The sequence below is a fragment of the Pseudonocardia sp. GCM10023141 genome, assembly GCF_042653605.1.
In genome coordinates, this window is sequence record NZ_JBHSIR010000067.1 from 224,223 (window position 1) to 241,975 (window position 17,753).

The window sequence follows — 17,753 nt, forward strand, 5'->3', positions numbered from 1 at the left end:
ATCCACCCGATCTGATCAGGGGGCCCGAGAATGTCCAGAGGGCAGGAGTCCGGTGGCTCTCCACCTGGACGAACTGAAGGTCTGACCGACGACGTCGATCAGCGGATACTCGCCGGCCTGCGCGACAACGGCCGCATCTCGATGTCCGCACTGGCCGATCAGGTCGGGGTCTCGCGGGCCACCGTCTACACGCGCGTGGAGAACATGGTGACCGCGGGCGTGATCACCGGCTTCAGCGCCCGCGTCGACCCGCGCAAGGTCGGCTTCGGCATCTGCACGCTGGTGTTCGTCAGCGTCCGCCCGCAGACGTGGGTCTCGTTCCGGCGGCGGGTGGCCGAGATGAGCCAGGTGGAGTACTGCGCCGTCACCACCGGGGAGCACGACGCAATGCTGCTGGTGCGCGCCCGTGACGTCGCGGAGGTCCACCACTTCGTCACCGAGGAGCTGTCGGTGCTGCCGGAGATCCGGGCGGTGGAGTCGGTGCTCGTGATGGACGAGGTGCTGGCCAGGCCGTACCTGCTGCCCAGCGACATCCCGCCCGTCGCGCCGGTGGCGCAGCAGGTGGGCATGACGCGGTTCATCCGGGCCGGCGAGGGGCACGCCGGGCTGGACTCCCTCTAGCGGACCTCAGCACAGATGCTGACCTGCTCGCCGTCGGCCGTGCGGAAGTCCTCCACCAGCCGCAGGCCCCCGTCGACCGGCTCGATCCGACTCTGCGCGGCACCGCCCACCACCTCGCCGGTGGCGTCGACGACGTGGGTGAAGCGGATCGAGATCTGCTCCTCGACGCGGGTGCCGACGAAGCGGCCGACGCGCACGGTATCGCCCTCGTACTCGCCCCAGATCATGCCGTCGCGCTCGTGGTAGGCGAACACGGTGGGCGAGACGGGATCGACGTCGCTCGCGGTGGAGGAGACCATCGCGAAGCGGCGCCCGTCGAGGTCGAGCGCGGATACAGGAGCGGCCACCCCCGCATCATGCCCGACCGTCGAGAACGACGTTGTCATGATCCAAAGGCCTGGATGATCATGGCAACGTCGTTCTCGACGGAGTTTCGGTCAGTACGTGGGCAGGCTCGGGTCCACCTGCTTGGCCCACGCCAGTACGCCACCGCCGACGTGCACGGCGTCCTTGAACCCGGCCTGGTGCAGCGCGGCGAGCGCGTCGGCCGAGCGGGCGCCCGACTTGCAGTGCAGCACCACCGGCTTGTCCTGCGGGATCTCCGAGAGCGCCTCACCCGAGAGGATGCGGTCCTTCGGGATGAGCACCGAGCCCTCGATCTTGACGATCTCGTACTCGTGCGGCTCGCGGACGTCGATCAGCGCGAAGTCCTTGCCCGCGTCGAACATGGCCTTGAGCTCGGTGGCCGTGATCGTGTGCCCCGCCGCCGCGGCCTGCGCGTCGTCAGACACCACGCCGCAGAACGCGTCGTAGTCGATCAGCTCGGTGATCGGCTTCGCCTCGGGGTCCTTGCGGAGCTTGATGGTGCGGTAGGTCATGTCGAGTGCGTCGTAGACCATGAGCCGGCCCAGCAGCGTCTCACCTATACCGGTGATCAGCTTGATGGCCTCGTTCACCATGATCGAACCGATCGACGCGCACAGCACACCCAGCACGCCACCCTCGGCGCACGACGGGACCATGCCGGCGGGTGGCGGCTCGGGGTAGAGGTCGCGGTAGTTCAGACCCTTGCCGTTGGGGGCGTCCTCCCAGAACACCGACGCCTGGCCCTCGAAGCGGTAGATCGAACCCCAGACGTACGGCTTGCCCAGCAGCACCGCGGCGTCGTTCACCAGGTAGCGCGTGGCGAAGTTGTCGGTGCCGTCGAGGATCAGGTCGTAGTCGCGGAAGATGTCCAGCACGTTCGACGACTCGAGCCGCACCGGGTGCAGCACGACCTCGACGAACGGGTTGATCTCCTTGATCGAGTCGCGAGCCGACTCACCCTTCGGACGTCCGATGTCGGACTGGCCGTGGATGACCTGGCGGTGCAGGTTGGACTCGTCGACCTCGTCGAACTCGACGATCCCGAGCGTGCCGACGCCGGCGGCTGCCAGGTAGAGCAGCGCCGGGCTACCCAGCCCGCCCGCGCCGACAACCAGCACCTTCGCGTTCTTGAGCCGCTTCTGACCGGTCATCCCCACATCGGGGATGATCAGGTGCCGGCTGTAGCGCGCCACCTCGTCCTTGGTCAGCTCGGCGGCCGGCTCCACGAGCGGCGGTAGCCCCATATCTGAGAACTCCTCGAATCGACGTGCGTGCCTCTGCTGGGGCAACGTCTCGGTACGGCTCAATCTTCCCAGGTGCCATCCGCAACGGCGTCCCACATGCCCGCCACCGCCTGCGCCACGGCGACCGGGGCCTCGATCTGGGCGACGTGCCCGACCCCGGCGAGCATCAACAACCTGCCCCGCACGGCCGCGGCGGTGCGGGCGGCCAGCCGTGGCGCGACGAGCCGGTCGCGATCGCCCCAGACGACGAGTGTGGGCGCCGTCACCCGCGCGGCCACCGACCAGAGCGACTCACCGCGCACCCAGCTCGCCAGCATCGCCTTCGCCGTGCGCTCGATCGCCTCGCCCGCCCACACCTGCCGGCCCCGCGCCGCGATCTCGGCCGCCGCCTCGTCCAGCCGGTGCTCCGGCGCGACACCCGGATCGCCGAAGCACAGCCGCACCACCTGCTCCGCCCGCGTGCGCGGGCTCAGCGCGGCCAGCTCGGCACGGGCCCGGCGGCCCACGCCGGGCACCATCGCGAGCAGCATCCGCGGATCCGAGACGCGCCGCGGGTCGGGCCTGCGGTCGGGCATCGCGGGTGAGACGAGCGTCAGGGTGCGCACCAGTTCGGGACGCCGCGCGGCGACCTTGAGCGCGATGGCCGCCCCGAGGGAGTTGCCGAGCAGGTGCACCGGCCTGCCCTGCCCGGCGAGGAAGCAGAGCAGCACGTCGGCGTGACCGTTCGGGGTGTAGTCGCAGGACGGGAGCGGCCGCGTCAGCCCGAAGCCCGGGAGGTCGACAGCCGTGCCCGCAGCCCGCGAGCTCAGCTGCGCCGCCAGGTCCGTCCAGTTGGTGGCAGAGCCGGACAGGCCGTGGACGTAGACGGCGGGCGTGCCGTCCGGGCCAGGCGTCTCGCGCACGTGCAACGTCACACCCCCGCTGGTGACATCGCGCCCCGGCCACGGCCCGCGGTGCACGTCCAGCGCGGGGAGGGAGCCGGGGTCGGCCAGCAGCGCCGCCGGTCGCGCGGGTGTCGTGCGGGTGGCGAACGGGCGAACGGCAGGCGGCGAGAGGGAGAACACCCGTCGAGCATGACTCAACGCCCGGCCCCCTCGCCAGGATCGCCCGGCCCATCCACCCCAACTCGCGGGCCCATCCACCCCAACTCGCGGGCCCATCCGTCCCAACTCGCGGGTGGCGGGACGGACGCTTGCCGGCGAGTTGGGACAGAACGCACCGCGAGTTGGGACGAACGGCCCGGCGAGTTGGGACAGAACGCACCGCGAGTCGGGAAGGAAGGTGCGGCCGGCGGTGATCGGGATCGCGCTAGCATCACGCCACCGACGCCGATTTGCTGTTACCGTCGGTACTCGTTACCGTTGGTAACCCAAGTTGTTCCACGTCATCGCGTTGCGGAGGCCGGTGTGCCGAGCGAGACCTCCCCGTCTCCCGACCGCTTCGACGAGCGGGCCGGCGCTCTCGTCTCGCAGGCGAGCCAGCTCGTCCGCTGGGCCACCCGCACCACCAGCGATCTCGCGCGCAAGCTGCCCGGCGCAGCGGCCGTGGAGACCGAGCTCCACCAGCTCGAACGCACCGTGCTCGGCGAGCTGCGCCGCCGCCTCGACAACGTCGACCCCCTCCACGACGGGCGCTCCGCCGACGGCAGCACGCTCGACAGCCCGGCGCGGGCCGTGGCCCCGCCGAAGCAGACCGAGCCGCTGCGCGTCGCCATGGCCGAGCTGCTGCTGCGTTCCATGGAGCAGACCAAGCAGCGCGCCAAGGAGTACCTCTACCTCGCGGTGCTGCGCCAGCTGCTGCCCGACGAGGCGCGGATCCTGTCGGCACTGGCCGATGGCAGCACCTACCCGGTGATCCACGTCGACTGCCGCCACGGCGTCTCGGGCTCGCGACGCCTCCTGTCCAACGCCTCGACGGTCGGGCGGGCGGCGGGCGCGTCCGAGCTGGCCTCCGTGCCCCGCTACCTGACGCGGCTGTTGCACCTGGACCTCGTCGAGATCGGCGACGCCGACCCGTCGCTGTCGGTGCAGTACGACATCCTGCTGACCGACGACAGGGTGCGCACGGCCGAGGAGCTAGCCCGGGAGGCCGGTCGCGCCCGCATCGTGCGGCAGACGGTGCACATCTCGTCGCTGGGGCGCGAGCTGTGGGACGCCTGCCATCCGCACGAGGCCGACGCCGTCGCCGAACCCGTGCACTGGCAGGACCTGCTGCCCCCGGAGCCGATTCCCGCCATCCAACCGACACCGACGGCGCTGCCCGGCGACGGTGCCCACTTCGAACCCGCCACCCCGTCCGGTGCCGCGCGCAACGGCACGTCGCCCGCCGGCGACGGCTGATCGGGGTGCGCCGGGCCGCCATCGCCGCTGCTCTGACGATCGCGGTGGTCGCGGTGCTCGTCGGCGGGGCGCTGGCGCTGGGCGGTTACCGGGTGCACGGCCCGAGCATGGAGCCAGCACTCACCGACGGCGCGGTCGTGCTCGCGAACCCTGCCGATCACTCCCCCGCCCGGTTCGACGAGGTCGTGTACCTCCCGGCAGAGGGCGGCGCCGCGGTCAAGCGCGTGATCGGGCTGCCCGGCGACCGCGTCCGGATCGTCCCCGCCGGCCCTGCGGGTCCCGAGGTGCAGGTCCAGGTGTCCGGCACCGGCCCGTGGCTGCGGGCGACCGCAGCCGGGACGCTGCCGTGGACGGGCGCCGAGGCCTGCTGCGGCGCGGACGGCCGATCGAGCGCGGTCCCGGCCGATGCGGTCGTCCCGGCCGGGAGCTACTTCCTGCTCGGCGACAACCGCGCCGTCTCGATCGACTCCCGCCGCCAGGGCTTCGTGGCCGCCAAACGGCTCCGCGGGACCGTCCTGTTCGGATCCGGGGCGACGGCACCGGAGTTCCGGCTGACAGCGCCGTGATCACGGCCCCAGCGGCAGGATCCCCAGCAGCTTGGGAGGCGGCTTCGGGGCCGTGGTCGGGCTCGCCGCCGCAGCGGGAGCGGGTGCCTCCGGGTCGGCGCCGGCCGCGGCGGGCAGGCCCGTTCCGGCCAGCGCCTGCGTCAGCGGGCTGGCCGCCGGTGGTGCCGCGGGAGCAGGCGTCGTGAGGTCCCGGCCGGCATCGTGGTTCTGCACGACGGTGGCGGCCTGCTGCGGCGTCAACCCGTAGGGCACGAGGAGTCCGGGCAGCTTCAGCAACGACGCGAGCGACACCAGCGTGGCCGCGGGCGGCGCCGGTCCGGTGGCCGTGTTCGATCCGGGGCCGGTCGAGCCGGGCCCGAGCCGGATGTCGAGGTTCGGCCCGTTCAGGTTCGACTGGACCGCGACGAAGGAGATGTTGACGTTCGTGGCGCTCAGCACCGGCAGGACGATCAGCGGGGGCGGCGGCAGCGCGAACGAGAACTCGATCGGCAGCACGCCGAACAGCGTGAGCGAGATCTTCTGGATGTCGAGGGTCAGCCGCCCCGTGGACGCGTGCGGCGCCCCGGGCAGCTGGTTGACCAGCACCGACGCCGCGGGCCCTGGCATGACCACACCGAGGTTGCCCATGTCGGCGGAGTCGACGACGATGCGCAGCGCCTTGATGGTGCCGTTCGGGGTGCGGTGCTCGACGACGCCGAGGAACTGGAAGTTCGTGACCGACAGCGTGTCCATCGTGAGGGTGCCGATCCGCCCGGACACCTCGATCCCCGGTTCGGCGGCCAGCTGCGGCAGCAGCGGGGTGATCAGCCCGGACGGGAGCAGCTCGGTGAGGCCCGGGAGCAGCCCGCCCGGCGCCGTGACGTCCGGCAGCGGCAGCGTGGGCAGCACCCCGGGCAGGGGGTTGGGCAGCGGCAGGCCGGGGATGAGCGGAGCCGGGGTCGGGGTGGGCGCCGCTCCCGGCGCTGGTGCCACCGCCTGCGGCGACGGGGTCAGCGTCGGGGCGGGTGCGCTCGTCGGCGGGGGTCGCGACGGCGCGGCGGGCGACGTGGTCGGGGCGGGCGAATCACCACCGGGCGGGCACAGCAGCCCGAGCAGGCAGGTGTCGGCGGGCGCTGCCAGCGCCGGTGCGACGCCAGGGCCGAGCACCGCGGTGATCGCGAACCCGAGCACCACGGCGGTACGGCTCGCGCGGCGCCGGATCAGGCTCCCGAACTGCGGGCCGCCCGAGCCGTCGACCGGACGCGGGGCGGGCGAGGGCCGCCGCCGCTCGACCGGCGGCGACCCGGGGTGCGGCTCGTCGGGATCGGGATCGGGGCCGAGCACGAACTCGCCGGACCCGAACGTTCCGGGCGCGTAGTCCTCGGTGTCCGGGTCGTCGGCGCCCGGGCCCGCCGCGACGGGCTGGGTCACCGGCTCCGCACGACGGCCCAACCGCCGCCTGCCGCCGCCGCTGCGGCTCGTGGGCGTCCAGGCCAGGCAGAGCGCGCCACCGATGATCCCCAGCACCATCCCGACGATCAGGCCGCCGAGGTTGGAGATGATGAACGAGGCCAGCGCGAAGATCAGTGTGAGGACCCCGGCGAGGGTCCGGTTCGGCGGCGAGAGCCACATGAACAGTCCCAGCACGGCCATCACCACACCGGTGAGCAGGCTCGAGACCCCGGCGACACCGAGCAGCACGAGGCTGGCGATCGGCGTCAGCGGCAGGACCATGATCTCGAAGCCGCCTGCGATCGTGAACACACCCGCCCAGAACGGCCGGGATCTGCGCCACGCCCGGAACCCGGTTGCCGGGCCCGCAGTCCGACGCCGGGCCATCAGCAGGGCGAGGTGGAGCCGGGAACCACGTTGATGCTGACGCCGTTGATCGACAGCGTGCCCGCGATGAGCCCGTAGGACTTGTTCGTGACGTTGCTGAGGGTCACGGTCTCGGCCTGCAGGCCGAGCGTGCCGGGGGCGCCGCGGTTGGCGGCCGGGCCCACCGTGAACGCGCTGGCGTCCTGCCCGACGACCGCGTTGCCCGCCTTGAGGTCGCCACCGAGCGACTCGGCGTTGAGCACGAGGTTGCTGGCCGTGATGTCGGAGTTGGAGGTGGCCTTGATGCCGATCGGACCGAGGATCGGGACGTCGGCCCCGATGCCGAGGCACAGCCCGCTGATCTTCGCCTCGCTGATGCCGGCGGCCGCGACGGGCAGGGTGTTGCCGACCAGCGGCTGGATCGAGGTGGCGTAGAGCGAGAGGCCGTTGCCGTCGAGGCTGTCGACCTTCAGCTGCAGTGGCACCCCGGCCAGCGCGACGGACGCCGCGAGCACTCCGTTGAGCACGGCGGCCGCCATGACGGCCACCGCCACCGCGCAGGGTGCCGCGACCAGTGCGAACACACCCCAGCGGGTGCGTCCTTCGGCTTCCGCGACCATCGAGGACCCCTTTCACCGTCACCCGAAAGGGTGACTCGCACCGGTAAACGACTCCCACGTCGGTTCCGTTACGGACCGTGCGTGGGGAAGATCAATGAGTGAGGTGTTCGACCATCAACAGCTGGAGCTCACCGACGATGAAGCCGAGCGCGGCCCCGACGGTGATCAGGATCCACTCGTCCTGCTCGAACGCCGGCCGCAGCAGGCCTTCGAACTCCTCGGGCGAGAGCTCCTGCATCTTCGTGACGAGTGTGTTGCGGATGTCCATCGCATCCTCGGCGTAGTCCTCGACGTAGAGCATCGTGTCGGGCAGCGCCGCCATGACCTGCGCGCTGACGACGCGCTTCATCTCCTGGTACCTCGTGCTGCCGACCGCGAAGACGAGCAGCGGGCGCGCGATGCTGGTCTGGGAGTCCAGCACGTGCTGGACCTCCTTCTGGACCATCGCGAACAGCTTGTCCGACATCGGACCGCGCAGCACCGCCTGGATGACGTTGTGGGGCGTGATGATCTCCTTCGCGATGAGGGCGCCGTACGCGGCGGCGACCTCCTTGCGGCGCTTGAGGAACAGCCCCTGCCATTCGAAGATGCCCAGGTAGCGCACCGGATGCTTCGGATTGAAGATCATCTTCAGTGCGAGCCAGTCGGTGAACCAGCCCGTGACGAGCCCGAAGAACGGCATGATCAGGGGAAACCGGAAGATGGCCCAGGTGATCATCTGCAGCAGGCCGATGATCGATCCGAAGTAGATGCCCGACCGGCGGATGAACGCGAACTCCTTGACGCCCGCCTCCTGGAAGATGCGGTTGAGCAGCACCTTGTCGCGCACCAGGTTGGTGACGACCATGTCCTTGAGGTCGAAGACGCTGTCGATGTCGTCCTTGATGGACTCCATGATGTTCTGGACGATCGTGGGCGCCTGCTTCTGGACGCGCCCGATCACCAGCTTGCGCACGGCCTCCGGGATCGACTCCCACAGCCCGGGCTGGAACTGGGTGGCGACCTGGCGGGTGATCTCCTCGATGTTGTCGAGGAGCGGCTTCTCGATCTCCTTGGCGACCCGCTCGGCGTCGAGCCTGGCGAAGATCTCGCCCGGGCTGATCAGCTTGGCCGTCATGGTGTCGCAGGCGATGCTCGCCATCCGCGCCGCCCGCCGCGGGACGATGCCCTGCCAGCCGAAGATCGGTGGCTTGCCGATGAACTCGATCGGCCGGAACATCATCTCGATCGCGACGACCTTGGTGACGAACCCGATGGCCGCGGCCAGGACCGGCATGGACAGGTAGATGTACCAGTTCGCGCCGAAATCCCGGAGAATCTCGTCCAATCCACCCCTCCCAGGCCGGGTACTACCTCGGACAGCCCATCCCCGTGTGGGTGATCCAGCGCAGCGTACTGCGCCATACGTGACGTGCATCACCGTCATTCGCCGGATTGCGGCTTTCGGCCGGTGGGCGGTTCCAGAGGGTCCCAGCTCGCCGCCCGGAGTGGCCGGAAGGCTCGCCGATCATGATCCATATTGGCCGTGACGCTGCCTGTGACACTGCCTGCGACATTGCCCGGGACGCCGCTGCCGCCGTCACGACACAACCGCGATCACGAGGCGTTACCGGCGGTTACTGTTACCAAAGGTAACGCAATTGGCCACCCTGTTGTCAAGACACCCGAGCTAACGATCGGCGCACTTCGCCGTTGTAGAGAATGGGCAGCGGCGGGAACGGAGGGCGGCGGAGATGAACACGGTGGCTCGGCTGATCGCGTACCTCGCCGGACTCGCGCTGGTCTTCGGGGTCGCCTGGGGCGTCGGCACCTCGGTCGGTGCCACCCCCTCCGCGGCCGCCCCGGCGCCGTCCGGAGCGCCGTCCACAGGAGACGACATGGACGGCATGGCCGGGATGGATGGCATGCCCGGCATGGGTGGATCCGGCGGCGGGGCACCGACCGCGGCCCCGCTCAGCCCGGCAGGCGCCGACTCCGGCGGCCTGACCACCACGTCGGCCGGCTACACGTTCGTGCCGCAGACGCCCACCCTCACCCCTGGCACCGCGGTGGACTTCACGTTCACCATCACCGGCTCCGACGGCAGGCCCGTCACGGCGTTCGACGAGCTGCACGGCCGTCAGATGCACCTGGTCGTCGCGCGCCGCGACGGCACCGGCTTCCAGCACCTGCTCCCGTCCCGGGACGCGAACGGCACCTGGCACGTCCCGCTGGCACTGGCGACGCCCGGGGTCTACCGCGCGTTCGCCGACTTCATCCCGTCCGGCGGGCCGGCGCTGGTGCTGGGCGCCGACCTCTTCGCCGCAGGCGACTTCGCCTTCACCACGCCACCGCTGTCCCGGGTGGCGCAGGTGGACGGCTTCACGGTGCGGCTCGACGGCCGGCTGGTGCCCGGCAGTCCGTCGCAGGTCTTCGCCACCGTCAGCCGGGCGGGGGCCGCCGTCACCGACCTGCAGCCCTACCTCGGAGCGTTCGGACACCTGGTGGCGCTGCGGCAGGAGGACTTCTCCTACCTCCACGTCTATCCCAGCGCCAGCTCCACCGCGGAACCGGCACCCACCGATCGGGCCGGGCCCGCCGTCGCCTTCACGGCGTCGGTGTCGCTGCCCGGCACCTACCGGCTGTTCCTGGAGTTCCGGGAGGGCGACGTGGTGCACACGGCCGACTTCACCGTCGCGAGCGGAGCCTCGTGACCGCACTCCAGCATCGGCTGGCCGGCTCGACCACGCTCGCCGTGGTGGCAACGGCGCTCACGGCCGTGCCCGCACTGCAGTTCGACCACTGGCAGTGGATCGTGCTGGCACTCGCCTGCCCGGTCGCCGTCTGGGGGGCGTGGCCGTTGCACCGCGGCGCGGGGCAGGCGCTGCTGCACGGGCGCACGACCATCGACACGCTGGGCTCGCTCGCTACGGGCGCCGCGCTGGCATGGGCCCTGTACGGCCTGCTGCTCGGATCCGACGGGCGCACCGGGTCGATCCAGCCCGTCACGGCCACCACCACCACGGCCCCGCTCACCCTGTCGGTGGCCGCCGGGCTCGTCGCGCTCCTGCTCGCCGGCCGCCTCCTCGAGGAGAGGATCCCGCCCGCCGCGCTGCGCCCGCTGCAGCGCGCCGCCGGCGCGTACGTGCCCATCGTCATCGCGGTCGCGGTCGCCGCCTTCGGCTTCCGGTTCGGCACGGGCGCGCTCGCCGCGGCCGCCGCGGCGGCGGTCACCGTGCTGCTCGTCGGGTGTCCCGGCGCGCTGCTGCTCGCCACCCCGGCCGCGTTGCGCCGCGCCGGTCCCGTGAGCGAGGGCGCCCGCCGTGCCGACCGGGCGGTGCTGCTCGGACGGGGCCTGCTCCCCGTCGACCGCATGCAGGTGCACGCCGTGCACCCGGTGGCAGGGCAGGACGCCGACCAGGTGCTGCGGCTCGCCGGTTCGGTCTCGCTGGGTGCCCCGCAGCACCCGGTGGCCGCGGCGCTGACCCGGGCGGGTCAGGACCGCGCCGGCACGCTGCCGCACGTCGCCGAGTTCGACGGCAAGCCCGGCCACGGCGTGATCGGCGTCGTCGCCGAGCTCTCGGGAGATCCCGCAGAACCGAAGGCATGCACCGTGCTGGCCCATGCCGTCGTGGTGGGCCGCGAAACCCTGCTCGACGACTTCGGCATCGCACTGCCCGCCGAGCTCGACGCCGTGCGGCGCGCGGGAGCAGCGGAGGGCCTGCGCACGATCGTCGTGGCGTGGGACGGCAACGCGCGGGCCGTGATCACGCTGTCCGCCGTGGCCGCACCGGCCGCGCTCGCCACCGTGCACGAACTGCGCGCCGCCGGGCTCACCCCGGTGCTGCTCACCGACGAGCCCGCCGCCGCGGAACCGGCCGCCGCCGCGGTCGGGATCCCCGCGGCCGACGTGCTCGCCAGCACCGAGGAGGCCGGCACCGAGGACACCGGCACCGAACCCGCAGAACGGGCGGTCGCCATCAGCACGCAGCGCCGCCCGGGCCGGGCCGTGGCGATCGTCGGTGCGGACGCCGCCGTGATCGCCGGACACCTCGGCCCGGACGCCGTCGGCGGGCCCGACGCGCCGTCGGTCGTCGCGGAGATCCGGCGTTCCCGGCGCGCGTTCCGCAGGGTCCGGGCCACCGTCACCGCCGTGCTGCTCGCCCCCGCGCTCCTCTTGCTGCCCGCCGCCGCTGGGCTGATCGGTCCCTCCGCAGCGGGGGCGGCCACGGCATTCGGAGCACTGTGCGTGACCATCGGCACGGTGCGCGGACGTGCCGAGCGCCCGACCGCCTGACGCGGCGGCACCCGTCCGGGGCTACCGGCGGGTAAGGTATGCGCTCCAGCCCGGATCTGACGCAGGAGGCAACACCGCATGAGCGAGGCGACGGCTCCGGTGCATCGCGGCGCCCGGTTGTCACGCAGCGCGCGGCGGGCCCAGCTGCTCGTCGCCGCGCGCGACGTGTTCGCGGCGCAGGGCTACCACGCCGCCGCGATGGACGACATCGCCGAGAAGGCGGGCGTCAGCAAGCCGGTGCTCTACCAGCACTTCCCCGGCAAGCTCGAGCTCTACCGGGCGCTGCTCACCACCTATGCCGACGAGCTGGTGGGGCGCGTCCAGCGCGCCATCTCCGCCACCCCCGACAACGAGGCGCGGGTGCACGCCGCGGTCTCGGCCTACTTCGACTTCGTCGCGGGCGAGGGCCAGGCCTACCGGCTCGTGTTCGAGTCCGACCTGCGCGGCGAGCCGGAGGCCGCCGCCGTCGTCGACGGCGCGCTGACCCGGTGCATCGACTCCGTCGCGTCCGCCGTCACCGCCGACGCGGGGCTCGACATGCCACGGGCGCGCCTGCTCGCCGTCGGGCTCGTCGGGCTGAGCCAGGTGGCCGCGCAGTACTGGCTCGACTCCGACCAGGACATCCCCCGCGACGAGGCCGTCGCACTGATGTCGGGCCTGGCCTGGCGCGGCCTGGCGGGCTTCCCCCTCATCCACGGCTGACGCACACCGTGAGTGGGTGGCGCACACCGCCAACGGTGTGCGCCGACACCTGACGGTGTGCGTCAGCCAGACCTCGGGCCGCTGTCCCAGGAGCCCAGGACAGCGGCCCGAGTCGCGTCCCGCAGAGGCCCGATGCCGCGCGGGACACGTCACCGGGGTGCTACGGCGTGGCCGGGGTGGGTGCCGGGACGAGCGCCCGATCGACGAGCCCACGGATCCGCGCCGACACGGCCGTCACCCGCTCGACGGGCAGCATGTGACCCGCCCCCGGGTAGACCGTGAGCCAGGCGTTCGGCAGCGCCGCCACCAGCCTGCGGGCGTAGCGGACGGGCGTGAGCTTGTCGCGCGAGCCGACGAGCACCACCGTGGGGATCTCGCGGAACGCGGCCAGCGCGACGTCGCGGTCGTGGGCCTCCAGCGTCGCCCGGAAGCCCGAGACCGTCAGCGGCCGGCACGCCGCCACCGTCTCGACCGTGATCCGCACCGCCTCCGGAGAGGACGACGGGCCCACCAGCAGCCAGCGCAGCGCCGGCCGCAGCAGGGTGGGGTTGCCCAGCCGCTGCTGGGTGCGCCACCGCCGCGACGGGTAGAGCCTGCGCTCGACCGCCCGGAACGCGACGACCCCCGGGCCGGGCAGGCCGAGCGTGGCCTGCTCCAGGCCGCCGCTGGCCGTGCTGACCAGCGCCACCCCGGCCACCCGCGCCAGCACGTGCGGGTGCTGCTCGGCCAGCGCCATGATCGTCATGCCGCCCATCGAGTGGCCCGCGAGCACGAGCGGCCCGCTGGGCGCGACCTGGTCGAGCACCGCGGCCAGGTCGTCGGCGGCCTGCTCGATCGTCATCGTCGACTCGTCGACGGCGGCGGAGCGGCCGTGGCCGCGGTGGTCGTAGCGCACCACCCGGGCCGGCGTCGTGGCCAGCAACGACTCCGCGACCGGACCCCAGGTGCCGAGGTCGAGCGTCCAGCCGTGCACCAGCACGACCGTGACGGGAGCGTCGGCCGGGCCGTCGATGCGGACGTTCAGGGAAGCGCCGTCGGCGCCCGGAACCAGGTGGGCGGCCATCAGATGAGGTGGGCCCGGCGCCACAGCGCCTCGCTCGGCCCGCCGATGATGCCCTGCTCGCGCAGGAACGGCACCAGCTTGCGGGCCGACCAGCGCAGCGTCTCCTGGTGGTGCGGGTTGGCCAGCGCCGCCTTGTGCCCGACCGCGGGATCGATGCCCACGCTCTTGTAGACGTCGGGATGGATGATGTTGCGCGCCACCACGAACGCCACGGCCGCGGAGAGCTGGCGGCCGATGCTGCGCTCCACCGCGTTGCAGTTCGGCATGATCCGCATCAGCTCCTCGCGGGCGTAGCGGACGTGCCTGGCCTCCTCGGTCACGTGGATCTTGTTGACCATGCGGGTGAGCGGCTGGACCGTGTCGTCCTTCATCGCCTCCCGCTGCAACTGGTCGAGGATCTCCTCGACGTAGAGCGTGCCGGCGAACATCGCGGGCCCGTAGGCGATGGTCTTGAACAGGCGACCGCCCTCGTGGACGAGCGTGCGGGGCGCGTAGTCGGGAACGCCGCAGCGCTCGGTCATCTTGGCGAACATGATCGAGTGGCGGCACTCGTCGGCGATCTCGGTGAGCGCGTACTGGATGTGCTGGCGGCGCGGGTCGCGGTCGTAGGAGTACCGCAGCAGCATCTGCATGAGGATCATCTCGAACCACAGTCCGATGCGGGCGATGCTGCAGAGCTCGTGCACCGAGAGGGTGCGCCGCTGCTCGTCGGTGAGGCCGTCCCACAGCGTGGTGCCGTAGAGCGACACGCGGTGCTCCGGGATGCCCCACTTGCCCTCGACGAGCGGCGCGACCCAGTCGATGTCGATGCTGGGCTCGTAGGAGTGCTCGAGCGACGACCGGAGCAGCCGCTCGGCGGTGGCCTCGCGCGTGTTGACGTCCTTGGCTGGTGCACTCATCGGTTGCTCCCTTCCGGCGACGATGCCGGTTGCGGTGCTGGCGGAACCGCCGCGGTGACGTCGCGGCCCGTGAGCCTGCGCACCAGCCCGGCGGCGATCGGTGAGGTGTCGAAGTGGCCGGCTGCGGCCCGTTTGCGGAGCCTGTTGACGACCGCCGCGCCGACGACACCGGGGAAGTGGCGCCCGGCGAACAGCTCGAGCGCGCCCCCGAAGGTGCCTGCGGTGTCGCGCGGCGGGCGGGCGGCGCCCAGCGTGCGCAGCACGGTGCCGACGATGTCGTCGACCTCCTCGCGGCGCACCTGCCCCTCCAGCGCGAGGCCGACCTCGCGGCCCGCGTCGTGGATCGGGGTGGCGACGTAGCCCGGGTAGACGGTGCTGACGTGCAGCTCGGTGCCGTACTCGAGGCGCAGGGCGTCGGCGTAGGCGGTCATCCCGCGCTTGGCGACGCTGTAGGCGGAGACGAACGGCAGCGTCAGGTAGGCCAGCTCGCTGGAGACGAAGACGACGCGCGCCCGCTGCCCGCGGCCGGGCCGCCCGTCCAGCAGGGACGGCAGCGCCGCGGCGGTGACCCGCCAGGCGCCGAGCAGGTTGACGTCGATCACGCGCATGGCGTCGGGGTGCAGCGGGCCGCCCGCGTCGTTGGGCGTGCCGATCCCGGCGTAGTGGACGACGGCGTCGAGCCCGCCGAGCCGGGTGACCGCCTCCAGCACCGCGGCGTCGACGGCCTGGTCGTCGGTGATGTCGCAGGCGATGATGCTCTCGCGCGCATCACCGACCCGGTCGATGCCGACCACGTGCACACCCTGCGCGCGCAGGCGGTCCACGGTGGGCGCTCCGAAGCCACCGGCCGCGCCGGTGACGAGCACCCGGTGGCCTGCCGTGATGCCGGTTGCCGCCATGGCGATCCTCCAGAGCCTTGCTGGTACCAGAGCCTTGCTGTTACCAGTGGTAACTGTTACCACTGGTACCGTGCCTCTCGACGAGACTCCTGTCAATACCCCGCGACCCCCCGAGTCACCGTCGGCAACGCACCGCAGGGAACGCCGGGCCGAGCGCCGCGCCGAGATGGTGCAGGCCGCCATGGAGGCCGTCCGCCGCCACGGCCCCGGGGTGTCGGTCGCCGAGATCGCGGCCACCGCCGGCATCACGAAACCGGTGCTCTACCGGCACTTCACCGACCGTGCCGACCTGCAGCGCGCCGTCGGCCAGGAAGCGGCAGCGATGCTGCTGGGCCGCATGGCGCCCCACCTCACGTTCGACGAGCGCGAGCCCCGCGCCGTCGTCAGCGGCATCGTCGACGCCTTCCTCGGCGTCATCGAGGAGGAGACCGAGCTCTGGCGCTTCGTCGTGCACCACCCGATCGAGCGAGCACCCGGCGCCGAGATCGTGGACGACGCCCGCGAGCACATCGCCCGGATGCTCGCCACGCTGATGGGCGACCGGATGCGCGAGCTGGGCGTGGACTCCGGCGGCGCCGAGGCCTGGGCGCAGGGGCTCGTCGGGATGGTGCAGAGCGCGGGCGACTGGTGGCTGGAGCGGCGCACGATGAGCCGGGCCGCGCTCACCGGCTACCTCACCACGATCATCTGGGGCGGGATCTCCAGCGTTCTCGGGATCCCCGAGGCGCCCGGCGCCACGCTGCACCTCCTCCCCACGAACCGGGAGCCCGGTGCGGGACATGGCTGAGGATGCGCCGGGCGACGAACACGCGGACGGCTACACCGGCCCCGCGACGCTGACGGTGGCCGGTCGCGCGCTGGCCGTCGAGGCCCTGCTCGACGCCCGCCACGAGCCGCACGACGGGCGGATGCACTGGTTCGGCCGCGTGCGTCTGAGTCCGGCGGACGCCGCGGAGACCGAACTGGTCGCGGCGATCACCGCGGGCACCGGGCCGGTGGAGCTCAGCACGCCCGGCGGCCGGGCGGCGGCGAAGGTGGGCGACGTGGACCCGTGGGGCCGCTACCGGGTGACGGGCGTCGGCACGCCCCCGTTCGCGCTGGACGACCCGCTCCTCGACGAGGACTGAGGCAGGCCGCCACGAACGAACGGCGCGCTCGTCCACAACGGGTGGACGAGCGCGCCGTTCGTGCTCGTGCTGAGGGCTGAGGTGCGAGGTCAGCCGATGGTGAAGCCGACGCGGCGGCCGTCCTCCGGACCGATCTCGACGTAGGAGACGCTCGCGGCCTTCACCACGTAGCGTCGGCCCTTGTCGTCGGTGAGCACCAGCGTGCTGCCCTTGTCGAACGCGGCGTCCACCAGTGCCTGGACCTCGTCCGGAGTCTGGCCACTGGACACCACGAGCTCGCGCGCGCTCTCCGCGATGCCGATCTTGACCTCCACCGGGAACCTCCTGGTCGTGACGTTGTGATAGCGCAGCCCAGGCTAGTCGAGGGGCGCCACCGGGGCCGCGACGGGCGGTGCGCCCTCGGCGAACAGCCGTTCACCGCGGGTACGGGCGAGCTCAGTTGAGGCCGAGCTTCGCCATCCGCTTGCCGTGGTTGGACTGCAGCCGCTTGAGCAGGGTGGCGATCCCGGACAGGTCGCCCGACCCGGACACGATGAACTCGGCGAGCTCGTCGCGCTCGGCCACCACGTGCTGGGCCTGCGTGACGGCCTCGCCCAGCAGCCTGCGACCCCACAGCGCGAGCCGGTCGCGCACCTGCGGGTTGGACTCGCAGGCCTTGTGCACCTCGCGCTCCGCGAAGGCGCTGTGCCCGGTGTCGGCGAGCACCCGCTGCACGAGCTCACCGGTGGCACCGGGCAGCCAGCCCCCGACCTCGCGGTAGAAGTCGGCCGCCAGCCCGTCGCCCAGGTAGGCCTTCACCAGCGACTCGAGCCAGCTGCGCGGCGCGGTGGACGCGTGGTAGCGGTTCCAGGTGCCCACGAACGGGAGCATCGCGTCCTCGACGGTGACGCCCAGGCCACCCAGGTGCTCCTCGATCAGCCGGAAGTGGCCGATCTCGGCCGCGGCCATCGCCGACAGCGCGGCCCGGCCGCTGAGCGTCGGCGCCGAGCGCGCGTCCTCGGCGAGCCGGTCGAACGCCGAGAGCTCGCCGTAGGCCAGCACCCCGAGCAGGTCGACGGATGCCCGTCCGGCTGCGGTCGGTCCGGCCTCACCTGCGTGCGCAGTCACCATGGATCGCAGCTTAGGGGGTTCAGGTGACCGCCGACGCGGTGAACGTCACCCATGCCGTAGGGGCGCCGCACTGCCCGCGACGAGCGCTTACGGGTAAGATGTGCGGCAGCGCTGCGTCCGCACT

The 17,753-nt window shown here is 72.3% G+C and carries 19 protein-coding genes; 8 read left to right on the top strand and 11 right to left on the bottom strand.

Translation table 11 applies throughout. The annotated features are described in order from the left end of the window. The first annotated feature begins 30 nt into the window (after positions 1–30). Positions 31–621, top strand: coding sequence for an Lrp/AsnC family transcriptional regulator (locus ACFPFQ_RS38835; RefSeq protein ID WP_379628081.1), 591 nt, complete (start codon positions 31–33; stop codon positions 619–621). On the opposite strand, the gene ACFPFQ_RS38840 is transcribed toward ACFPFQ_RS38835, so the two are convergent. The 3 genes from ACFPFQ_RS38840 to ACFPFQ_RS38850 all read right to left on the bottom strand — a co-directional run bounded on the left by ACFPFQ_RS38840 (position 618) and on the right by ACFPFQ_RS38850 (position 3,295). Further along, positions 618–968 carry a hypothetical protein gene (locus tag ACFPFQ_RS38840; protein WP_379628083.1) on the bottom strand — a complete coding sequence of 117 codons (351 nt, stop codon included), beginning with the start codon at positions 966–968 and terminating at the stop codon, positions 618–620. The two genes, ACFPFQ_RS38835 and ACFPFQ_RS38840, sit on opposite strands and share 4 nt — an antisense overlap. Before the next feature lie 90 nt (positions 969–1,058). Further along, positions 1,059–2,231 (bottom strand): adenylyltransferase/sulfurtransferase MoeZ, encoded by a 1,173-nt coding sequence (gene moeZ, locus ACFPFQ_RS38845; protein WP_379628085.1) that lies wholly within the window; start codon positions 2,229–2,231, stop codon positions 1,059–1,061. Between the two features lie 59 nt (positions 2,232–2,290). Then, positions 2,291–3,295, bottom strand: coding sequence for an alpha/beta fold hydrolase (locus tag ACFPFQ_RS38850; RefSeq protein WP_379628087.1), 1,005 nt, complete (start codon positions 3,293–3,295; stop codon positions 2,291–2,293). A gap of 342 nt (positions 3,296–3,637) precedes the next feature. On the opposite strand from ACFPFQ_RS38850, the gene ACFPFQ_RS38855 reads away from it, so the two are divergent. Together ACFPFQ_RS38855 and lepB are read left to right on the top strand one after the other, a co-directional pair. After that, entirely contained in the window at positions 3,638–4,570 is a 933-nt protein-coding gene (locus ACFPFQ_RS38855) for an Abi-alpha family protein (RefSeq protein ID WP_379628089.1), read from the top strand. A gap of 5 nt (positions 4,571–4,575) precedes the next feature. After that, a complete protein-coding gene (gene lepB / locus ACFPFQ_RS38860) occupies positions 4,576–5,136 on the top strand; it encodes a signal peptidase I (protein WP_379628091.1) in 561 nt (186 codons plus the stop codon). Here lepB and ACFPFQ_RS38865 read toward each other — a convergent pair whose 3' ends face one another. The 3 genes from ACFPFQ_RS38865 to ACFPFQ_RS38875 all read right to left on the bottom strand — a co-directional run bounded on the left by ACFPFQ_RS38865 (position 5,137) and on the right by ACFPFQ_RS38875 (position 8,829). After that, positions 5,137–6,954, bottom strand: a complete 1,818-nt coding sequence (locus ACFPFQ_RS38865; protein WP_379628093.1) for a DUF6114 domain-containing protein — start codon at positions 6,952–6,954, stop codon at positions 5,137–5,139. Then, positions 6,954–7,553 (bottom strand): DUF6230 family protein, encoded by a 600-nt coding sequence (locus ACFPFQ_RS38870; RefSeq protein ID WP_379628095.1) that lies wholly within the window; start codon positions 7,551–7,553, stop codon positions 6,954–6,956. Before ACFPFQ_RS38870 ends, ACFPFQ_RS38865 begins: the two co-directional genes overlap by 1 nt. Before the next feature lie 91 nt (positions 7,554–7,644). Further along, the gene (locus ACFPFQ_RS38875; RefSeq protein ID WP_379628286.1) at positions 7,645–8,829 is read right to left on the bottom strand and encodes a DUF445 domain-containing protein; all 1,185 of its coding nucleotides are present in this window, start codon (positions 8,827–8,829) and stop codon (positions 7,645–7,647) included. 457 nt (positions 8,830–9,286) lie between these two features. On the opposite strand from ACFPFQ_RS38875, the gene ACFPFQ_RS38880 reads away from it, so the two are divergent. The 3 genes from ACFPFQ_RS38880 to ACFPFQ_RS38890 all read left to right on the top strand — a co-directional run bounded on the left by ACFPFQ_RS38880 (position 9,287) and on the right by ACFPFQ_RS38890 (position 12,531). Further along, positions 9,287–10,246, top strand: coding sequence for a hypothetical protein (locus ACFPFQ_RS38880; protein WP_379628097.1), 960 nt, complete (start codon positions 9,287–9,289; stop codon positions 10,244–10,246). Further along, complete coding sequence (locus tag ACFPFQ_RS38885; protein ID WP_379628099.1) at positions 10,243–11,829, top strand: hypothetical protein; 1,587 nt, start codon at positions 10,243–10,245, stop codon at positions 11,827–11,829. The genes ACFPFQ_RS38880 and ACFPFQ_RS38885 overlap by 4 nt, the downstream gene beginning before the upstream one ends. A gap of 78 nt (positions 11,830–11,907) precedes the next feature. After that, positions 11,908–12,531 carry a TetR/AcrR family transcriptional regulator gene (locus tag ACFPFQ_RS38890; RefSeq protein ID WP_379628100.1) on the top strand — a complete coding sequence of 208 codons (624 nt, stop codon included), beginning with the start codon at positions 11,908–11,910 and terminating at the stop codon, positions 12,529–12,531. Between the two features lie 160 nt (positions 12,532–12,691). On the opposite strand, the gene ACFPFQ_RS38895 is transcribed toward ACFPFQ_RS38890, so the two are convergent. From ACFPFQ_RS38895 to ACFPFQ_RS38905, 3 genes are read right to left on the bottom strand one after another with little or no spacing between them, the layout of a single operon-like run. Further along, positions 12,692–13,594, bottom strand: coding sequence for an alpha/beta fold hydrolase (locus ACFPFQ_RS38895; protein WP_379628102.1), 903 nt, complete (start codon positions 13,592–13,594; stop codon positions 12,692–12,694). After that, positions 13,594–14,493: an AurF N-oxygenase family protein gene (locus ACFPFQ_RS38900; protein WP_379628104.1), complete on the bottom strand. Its 900-nt coding sequence runs from the start codon at positions 14,491–14,493 to the stop codon at positions 13,594–13,596. Before ACFPFQ_RS38900 ends, ACFPFQ_RS38895 begins: the two co-directional genes overlap by 1 nt. Then, positions 14,490–15,392, bottom strand: coding sequence for an SDR family NAD(P)-dependent oxidoreductase (locus ACFPFQ_RS38905; protein WP_379628106.1), 903 nt, complete (start codon positions 15,390–15,392; stop codon positions 14,490–14,492). The genes ACFPFQ_RS38900 and ACFPFQ_RS38905 overlap by 4 nt, the downstream gene beginning before the upstream one ends. A gap of 70 nt (positions 15,393–15,462) precedes the next feature. Here ACFPFQ_RS38905 and ACFPFQ_RS38910 point away from each other — a divergent pair, with 70 nt between their 5' ends. Together ACFPFQ_RS38910 and ACFPFQ_RS38915 are read left to right on the top strand one after the other, a co-directional pair. Continuing rightward, positions 15,463–16,179, top strand: coding sequence for a TetR family transcriptional regulator (locus ACFPFQ_RS38910; RefSeq protein ID WP_379628108.1), 717 nt, complete (start codon positions 15,463–15,465; stop codon positions 16,177–16,179). Further along, on the top strand, positions 16,172–16,519 hold the full coding sequence (locus ACFPFQ_RS38915) for a DUF4873 domain-containing protein (protein WP_379628110.1): 348 nt from the start codon (positions 16,172–16,174) through the stop codon (positions 16,517–16,519). The genes ACFPFQ_RS38910 and ACFPFQ_RS38915 overlap by 8 nt, the downstream gene beginning before the upstream one ends. 89 nt (positions 16,520–16,608) lie before the next feature. On the opposite strand, the gene ACFPFQ_RS38920 is transcribed toward ACFPFQ_RS38915, so the two are convergent. Then, on the bottom strand, positions 16,609–16,833 hold the full coding sequence (locus ACFPFQ_RS38920) for a DUF3107 domain-containing protein (RefSeq protein ID WP_379628112.1): 225 nt from the start codon (positions 16,831–16,833) through the stop codon (positions 16,609–16,611). A gap of 121 nt (positions 16,834–16,954) precedes the next feature. Next, positions 16,955–17,629, bottom strand: a complete 675-nt coding sequence (locus tag ACFPFQ_RS38925) for a ferritin-like fold-containing protein (RefSeq protein WP_379628114.1) — start codon at positions 17,627–17,629, stop codon at positions 16,955–16,957. Positions 17,630–17,753: the final 124 nt, after the last annotated feature.

What these genes read in the sequence shown, in the direction of transcription:
- ACFPFQ_RS38835 (WP_379628081.1), top strand. Translation starts at nt 31, where the DNA reads ATGTCCAGAGGGCAGGAGTCCGGTGGCTCTCCACCTGGACGAACTGAA.
- moeZ (WP_379628085.1), bottom strand. Translation starts at nt 2,231, where the DNA reads ATGGGGCTACCGCCGCTCGTGGAGCCGGCCGCCGAGCTGACCAAGGAC.
- ACFPFQ_RS38865 (WP_379628093.1), bottom strand. Translation starts at nt 6,954, where the DNA reads ATGGCCCGGCGTCGGACTGCGGGCCCGGCAACCGGGTTCCGGGCGTGG.
- ACFPFQ_RS38870 (WP_379628095.1), bottom strand. Translation starts at nt 7,553, where the DNA reads ATGGTCGCGGAAGCCGAAGGACGCACCCGCTGGGGTGTGTTCGCACTG.
- ACFPFQ_RS38875 (WP_379628286.1), bottom strand. Translation starts at nt 8,829, where the DNA reads ATGCCGGTCCTGGCCGCGGCCATCGGGTTCGTCACCAAGGTCGTCGCG.
- ACFPFQ_RS38880 (WP_379628097.1), top strand. Translation starts at nt 9,287, where the DNA reads ATGAACACGGTGGCTCGGCTGATCGCGTACCTCGCCGGACTCGCGCTG.
- ACFPFQ_RS38890 (WP_379628100.1), top strand. Translation starts at nt 11,908, where the DNA reads ATGAGCGAGGCGACGGCTCCGGTGCATCGCGGCGCCCGGTTGTCACGC.
- ACFPFQ_RS38895 (WP_379628102.1), bottom strand. Translation starts at nt 13,594, where the DNA reads ATGGCCGCCCACCTGGTTCCGGGCGCCGACGGCGCTTCCCTGAACGTC.
- ACFPFQ_RS38900 (WP_379628104.1), bottom strand. Translation starts at nt 14,493, where the DNA reads ATGAGTGCACCAGCCAAGGACGTCAACACGCGCGAGGCCACCGCCGAG.
- ACFPFQ_RS38905 (WP_379628106.1), bottom strand. Translation starts at nt 15,392, where the DNA reads ATGGCGGCAACCGGCATCACGGCAGGCCACCGGGTGCTCGTCACCGGC.
- ACFPFQ_RS38915 (WP_379628110.1), top strand. Translation starts at nt 16,172, where the DNA reads ATGGCTGAGGATGCGCCGGGCGACGAACACGCGGACGGCTACACCGGC.
- ACFPFQ_RS38925 (WP_379628114.1), bottom strand. Translation starts at nt 17,629, where the DNA reads ATGGTGACTGCGCACGCAGGTGAGGCCGGACCGACCGCAGCCGGACGG.